This window comes from Streptomyces sp. SID10853 (assembly GCF_010548145.1).
Classification (GTDB): domain Bacteria; phylum Actinomycetota; class Actinomycetes; order Streptomycetales; family Streptomycetaceae; genus Streptomyces.
The window spans coordinates 1-4,685 of record NZ_JAAGLN010000363.1 but is presented as its reverse complement, the minus strand read 5'-3'; the positions used below and the strand labels follow the sequence as shown (position 1 = coordinate 4,685).

Annotated in this window: 3 protein-coding genes and 1 pseudogene; 3 read left to right on the top strand and 1 reads right to left on the bottom strand. The window is 71.4% G+C overall.

The features are described 5' to 3' along the window. Positions 1–724: pseudogene (locus G3I19_RS34640) on the top strand (hypothetical protein); the annotation flags it as partial. Between the two features lie 26 nt (positions 725–750). Here the strand turns inward: G3I19_RS34640 and G3I19_RS34635 are convergent. Then, positions 751–1,695: an ABC transporter substrate-binding protein gene (locus tag G3I19_RS34635; RefSeq protein ID WP_164267664.1), complete on the bottom strand. Its 945-nt coding sequence runs from the start codon at positions 1,693–1,695 to the stop codon at positions 751–753. Between the two features lie 710 nt (positions 1,696–2,405). Here G3I19_RS34635 and G3I19_RS34630 point away from each other — a divergent pair. Continuing rightward, positions 2,406–3,257, top strand: coding sequence for an amino acid ABC transporter permease (locus G3I19_RS34630; RefSeq protein ID WP_164267663.1), 852 nt, complete (start codon positions 2,406–2,408; stop codon positions 3,255–3,257). Between the two features lie 8 nt (positions 3,258–3,265). Further along, positions 3,266–4,685: FAD/NAD(P)-binding protein (locus tag G3I19_RS34625; protein ID WP_343235301.1), on the top strand; the 1,420-nt coding region annotated here is incomplete at its 3' end.

Sequence of the window (4,685 nt, the reverse complement as noted above, 5' to 3'; positions counted from 1 at the left end):
CGGCACGCGCCTGCTCACCGTCACCGACCCGACCGAGACCGCCACCGCCGCGGCCTTCGCGCACACCGCGGTACTCGCCGGACGCCCCGGGAACGCGCCGCCGCTCGCCGAGGCCGGCCGGCTCTTCGGACGGCTGGCCCATCTGCTGGACGCCGTGGAGGACAGGGAAGCTGACGCCGCGTCGGGTGCCTGGAACCCGCTGGCCGCGACCGGCACCTCCCTGGAAGAGGCCCGCCGGCTCTGCGACGACGCACTGCACGGGATCCGGCTCGCGCTGCGCGACGCCGAATTCGCGGACGGCCGGCTGGCGCATGTGCTGCTCGCCCATGAACTCAGGCGCTCGGTCGACCGGGCGTTCGGCGGCAGCTGCAGCCACGGGGCGCCCGGTCCCTTCGGCCCGCCGCCGCCGGGATTCGACCCCGAGGCCCCGGACCGCGACGACCGCGACGACCGCGACGACCGCGACGGACGGGGCGGTCATGGTGGCCATGGCGGGCCGGGGCGGCATCCCAAGCGGGGCTTCCTGGCGGGCTGTGCGGTCGCCGCCGGGCTCTGCTGCACCTGCCGGGCCTGCTGTGCCTCCGAGTTCGAGGGCCCCTGGTCGGGCCGTAAGCGCGAGGGCTGCTGCAACGACTGCGACTGCGACTGTGGCGACTGCTGCGACTGCGGTGACTGCTGCGACTGCAGCGGGTGCGACTGCTGCTGCCCCTGCGACGGCTGCTGACCTCCGTACAGTGCTGCCCGGCAGGGCTACTTGATCTCCGGCGGTGAGATCCGCGACTCCTTGAGGCCGGACGGCACGGTGCCCCACTTCTTCAGGATGCGCTCGTACGTACCGTCCTTGATCAGCCGGTTCACCGCGGCCTGGAAGGCGCGGGCCAGCGGGGTCCCCTTCTTGAAGGCGAACCCCACATCGAGGCGGTGGAACTCATTGAGGAACCGCAGCCCCGGCTGCTGGCGTACGGCGAAGCGCAGACCGTTGATCGTCGACATCACCACATCGCTGCGGCCCTGCTGGAGCGAGCCCCAGAGCGCGGCGCTGTCCGCGTACGTCTGGACCTTGTAGTCCTTCTTTCCCGCCGCCGCGCACTCCTTCTTCGCCGCGGCGAGTGTCGCCTCGAACGTGGTGCCGGCGCCGGTCGCCACATTCAGGCCGCACAGCTGCTTCAGATCGGTGACCTTGCCCAGCTTGCTGTCCTGGCGTACGGCGAAGCCCTGGCCGTCATTGATGTACGTGACGAAGTCGATCACCTTGCGGCGCTCGTCCGTCACCCCGAAATTGCCCACGCCCAGGTCGAATTTGCCGCTGTCGAGCGCGGGCAGAATCGTCTCGAAGCCGGCGGCCTCGCGCTTGAGCCGCAGGCCGAGCGTCTTCGCGGCGGCGTCCGCGAAGTCGATGTCCTGGCCCACCATGGTCTTGCCGTCGGGCAGATAACTGGTGCCGGGCGGCGCCCCGCCGACCGCGGTGGCCAGGGTCAGCGTGCCCCCTTTCCGTACCGCGGCGGGGAGCAGCGCGACAGCCGCCGGGTCGGGGCGGATGTCCGACACCACGTCGCGGGTCGGGAGCGCGGCCGGCTTCGCCACGGACTTCGCACCGCTGCCCGTGGTCGCCGGGTCGCCCGAGCCGCAGGCCGTCAGGGCCAGGGCGGCCGCGGTGATCAGGGCTGAGGCGGCGCCTCTTCGGGTCTTGCTCATGACGTCGGACACTCCAGAAGAGCCCACGGGAAACGGGGGCAGCGAAGGAACAGAGAGGTGACGGAGAGGGGGAGCGAGGAAAGGCGAGGGGAGGGGTGAGGAAGGCGCTGCGCGGGTGAAGACGTGAGTGATCAGCGCGACACCGCGGCGCGGGCGCCGGACGGGATCGCGTGAAAAGGGGCCCGGGGAACAGGGCACTGGAGCGAGAGCGGGGGCGATACGCGAAGAGACGCGCAGCGGAAGAACGCGCAGCGAGAAGGCGCGGGGGTCAGCTCAACAGGAAGAGGACCACACTCGACCGAAGTCGATGTGGGAGCGTGTGACCAGCCACTGCTGCGGATGCATGGCCCAAGTGGAACAGGCATCCGTTTCCCCGTCAACTGCCCTGGGGTCTGTCGTCAAAGTGCCGCCTGCCGCGCGGGGTCTGGCACGCACGCTCGCGGCGTTGCCGAAATGCCCTAGTAGCTCCGCCACGAGACCATTTCGGCGCCTTGCGATCGCACGCACCAGACCCCGCGCGGCCGCCCTTCGGGCGACGACGGCACTTTGACGACAGACCCTGAGACGTAACGCCCACAGTGTGGACACCCTTGACAGCGCACAGAACCAGCGCCGTAATCTCAGCAACGGACCGTGCTGAGGGGCTCGGTCCGCGCTGCACCGCGTGAAGGCATCACCGTGTTCGATCTCAGCATCCACGGAGCCTTCTCATGTCCGCGTCGTCAGACACTCTTCCTCAGCTCTCCCTGGCACCGCCCGGGGACGACGACCCGGTGCCGCGCATCGTGCCGGTCCGCCGCACCGGCCAGTGGGCGGCAGCCGCGGTGGTCCTGGTGCTGCTCGCCGGCGCCCTCACCTCCGTCGTCCGCAACGACGCCTTCCAGTGGGGCGTCGTCGGTGACTACTTCGCCACCACCGCCGTCCTGCGCGGACTCGGCCTGACCCTCTGGCTCACCGCCGCCGTCATGGTGCTCGGTTTCGCCCTCGGCACCCTGCTCGCCGTCATGCGGATGTCCGCCAACCCCGTGCTGCGCGCGGTCGGCTGGGGATACATCTGGCTCTTCAGGTCGACACCGATCCTGGTGCAGCTGCTGTTCTGGTTCAACATCGGAGCGCTCTATCCGCAGATCCTCGGCGTCAAGACCGTCAACCTCCTCGGCCCGGTCACCGTCGCCATCGTCGGACTGACCCTGCACGAGGCCGCGTACGCGGCCGAGGTCGTACGCGGCGGCATCCTCTCCGTCGGACGCGGCCAGATCGAGGCGGCCGAGTCGCTCGGGCTCGGCCGGTGGCGCAGGCTGTGGCGGATCGTCCTGCCGCAGGCCATGCGCTCGATCGTGCCGCCCGCCGGGAACATGCTCATCGGCACGCTCAAGGGCACGTCGATCGTCTCCGTCATTGCCGTCCAGGACCTGCTCTACTCCGTGCAGCTCGTCTACCACCGCACCTACCAGGTCATCCCGCTGCTGCTCGTCGCCACCATCTGGTACGCGCTCGTCACCTCGGTGCTCAGCGCGGGCCAGCACTACATCGAGCGGTACTACGCGCGCGGTGCCCGGTGAGGGCGTCCGTGGCGGTGGTCGGAGCAGGCCCGCGCGGCACCGGATTCCTGGAGCGGCTCGCCGCCAACGCCCCTGAGCTGTACGGGAACCGGCCGCTCGACATCCATCTGATCGACCCGTACCCGCCGGGCGGCGGACGGATATGGCGGCGGGACCAGTCCCCGCTGCTCTGGATGAACTCCATGGCGTCCGACGTCACGATGTTCACCGACGACTCCGCGCAGCCCCTGGAAGGGCCCGTACGCCCGGGCCCCGACTTCGCCCGGTGGGCGGGGGCCGACCCGCAGTCCTTCCCCAGCAGACAGGCGCAGGGCGGCTATCTGCGCTGGGTGTACGAGGAGGCCGTGGCCGCGCTGCCGCCGGGCTCCACGGTGCGCGAGCACCGCACCCGCGCGGTACGGATCAGCGGCCCGCGCGACGGCCGCCAGCAGGTGTGGCTGGAAGGGGAGGCCGAGCCGGTCGTCGCCGAACTGGTGGTGCTCACCATCGGCCACCTGGACGCCGACCCCGACGAGGAGCAGCGGGAACTGGCCCGGTTCGCCCAGCGGCACGGGCTCGTCCATCTGCCGCCCGCCTTCACCGCGGACAGCGATCTGTCGGTGCTCGGCGCCGGCGAACCGGTCGTCGTCCGCGGATTCGGCCTCGCCTTCGTCGACCTGATGGTGCTCCTCACCGAGGGGCGCGGCGGCCGGTACGACGCGCGGGGGGAGTATCTGCCGTCCGGGCGGGAGCCGGTCCTGTACGTCGGATCGCGGCGCGGTGTGCCGTACCACTCCAAGATCGGCTACACCTGGACCGGCGAACGCCCGCCGCTGCCGCGCTTCTTCGGACCCGAGCAGGTGGACGCGTTGCTCGCCGGGCCGGGCCCGGTCGACTTCGAGCGCGACGTACGGCCGCTCATCGACCGGGAGCTCGGATACGCCCACTACCACCGGCTCTTCACCGTCCACCCCGGGCGCACCACCGTCGACTGGCCGGTCTTCGAGGAGAAGTACGCCGCGGCCGCCACCGGAGCGGAGCTGGCGGCGCTGGCCGAGGACGCCGTGCCCGACCCCGCCGACCGCTTCGACCCCGCGGCGCTCGACCGGCCGCTGGACGGCGTACGCCATGACTCCATGGACGCGCTCCAGGAGAGCCTGCGCGGCTACATCGAGGCCGACCTCACCCGCCGCCACGACCCGGAGTACAGCCCGGACCTGGCGGTCTTCCTCGGACTGCTGTCGGTCTACGGGCAGTTGACCCGGCTCGGCGACACCGGGGAGGGCGGCGCCCGCTGGCACGGGTTCTTCAGCTATCTGGCGTCCGGCCCGCCGGGGCCGCGGCTGCGCCGGCTCCTCGCGCTGTCCCGCGCGGGGGTGGTGCGGTTCCTCGGCGCGGGCATCACCGTCGAAACCGACGAGAGCCGCGGGGTGTTCAGCGCGGGCAGCG

What these genes read in the sequence shown, in the direction of transcription:
- G3I19_RS34635 (WP_164267664.1), bottom strand. Translation starts at nt 1,695, where the DNA reads ATGAGCAAGACCCGAAGAGGCGCCGCCTCAGCCCTGATCACCGCGGCC.
- G3I19_RS34630 (WP_164267663.1), top strand. Translation starts at nt 2,406, where the DNA reads ATGTCCGCGTCGTCAGACACTCTTCCTCAGCTCTCCCTGGCACCGCCC.